The sequence below is a fragment of the Pseudomonas sp. P5_A2_2 genome (assembly GCF_054177685.1).
On record NZ_JBGCUL010001305.1, the window covers coordinates 1 to 1,085 of the forward strand.

At 58.7% G+C, this 1,085-nt stretch carries 1 protein-coding gene and 1 pseudogene; one reads left to right on the top strand and one right to left on the bottom strand.

Going from position 1 to position 1,085, the window contains the following annotated elements:
* A pseudogene (locus ACXRVY_RS30980) lies at positions 1-169 on the bottom strand (thiopurine S-methyltransferase); the annotation flags it as partial.
* A 102-nt stretch (positions 170-271) separates the two neighbouring features.
* Between ACXRVY_RS30980 and ACXRVY_RS30985 the strand changes: the two are divergent.
* Positions 272-1,039 (top strand): DODA-type extradiol aromatic ring-opening family dioxygenase, encoded by a 768-nt coding sequence (locus ACXRVY_RS30985; protein WP_223463749.1) that lies wholly within the window; start codon positions 272-274, stop codon positions 1,037-1,039.
* Positions 1,040-1,085: the final 46 nt, after the last annotated feature.

Below are 1,085 nucleotides of genomic sequence, written 5' to 3' on the forward strand. Positions count from 1 at the left end.
GGGCGAGCCATAGCAAATCCAGGCTTTTTCCACATAACGGCACCAACACGCGTGCACCTTCTTCAAGGCTTAACGCTGGCCAGAACCGCTTCAGATGAGGGTTCACCTGCGGCAGGTGAAAGCCGATCTGGTTCGCCGCCCATTTTTTGTGCCAAAACTCAGGCTGCATAATTAACCCCGAAAATTCGATCAAAACACCCTAAAACTTATATTAGATTTAGATTAATGATCTGACTGAAGATGTTGCATCTTAACTCTCAGGAGCTCATTCATGTTCCCTAGCCTGTACATATCCCACGGCTCCCCCATGCTCGCCCTGGAACCCGGCGCCAGCGGGCCGGCACTCGCCCGCCTGGCCGCCGAGATACCGAAGCCAAAAGCCATCGTGATTGTTTCCGCACACTGGGAAAGCGATGAGCTGCTGGTCAGCGGCAATCCACAACCGGAAACCTGGCATGACTTCGGTGGTTTTCCCAAAGCCCTGTTCGAAGTCCGGTACCCGGCTCCCGGCGACCCACGACTCGCCGCAGAGGTTGCCGAGTTATTGAAAACCGCTGGCTTTCCTGCCCGTATCGACAGCAATCGGCCTTTCGACCATGGCGTCTGGGTGCCTTTATCGCTGATGTACCCGCAAGCAGAGATCCCGATTGTCCAGGTTTCGCTGCCCACCCGTGGCGGCCCCGCCCTGCAGACCCGCGTCGGCCACGCGCTGGCCAGCCTGCGCGAGCAAGGCGTGCTGCTGATCGGCTCCGGCAGCATCACTCACAACCTGCGGGAACTGGACTGGCATGCCGGTCCCGAAAGTGTTGAGCCCTGGGCCCAGGCGTTTCGTGACTGGATGATCGAAAAACTCGCCGCGAACGACGAAGCCGCATTGCACGACTATCGCAAACAAGCGCCGAATGCCGTGCGCAACCATCCCAGCGACGAACACTTGTTGCCGCTGTACTTTGCCCGCGCTGCAGGTGGACCGTTCAGCATTGCCCATCAGGGGTTCACCATGGGGGCATTGGGCATGGACATCTATCGCTTCGGCTAGCCCATGGACCGAGTTGCTCCCTTCGCGAGCAGGCTCGCTCCCACAG

What these genes read in the sequence shown, in the direction of transcription:
- ACXRVY_RS30985 (WP_223463749.1), top strand. Translation starts at nt 272, where the DNA reads ATGTTCCCTAGCCTGTACATATCCCACGGCTCCCCCATGCTCGCCCTG.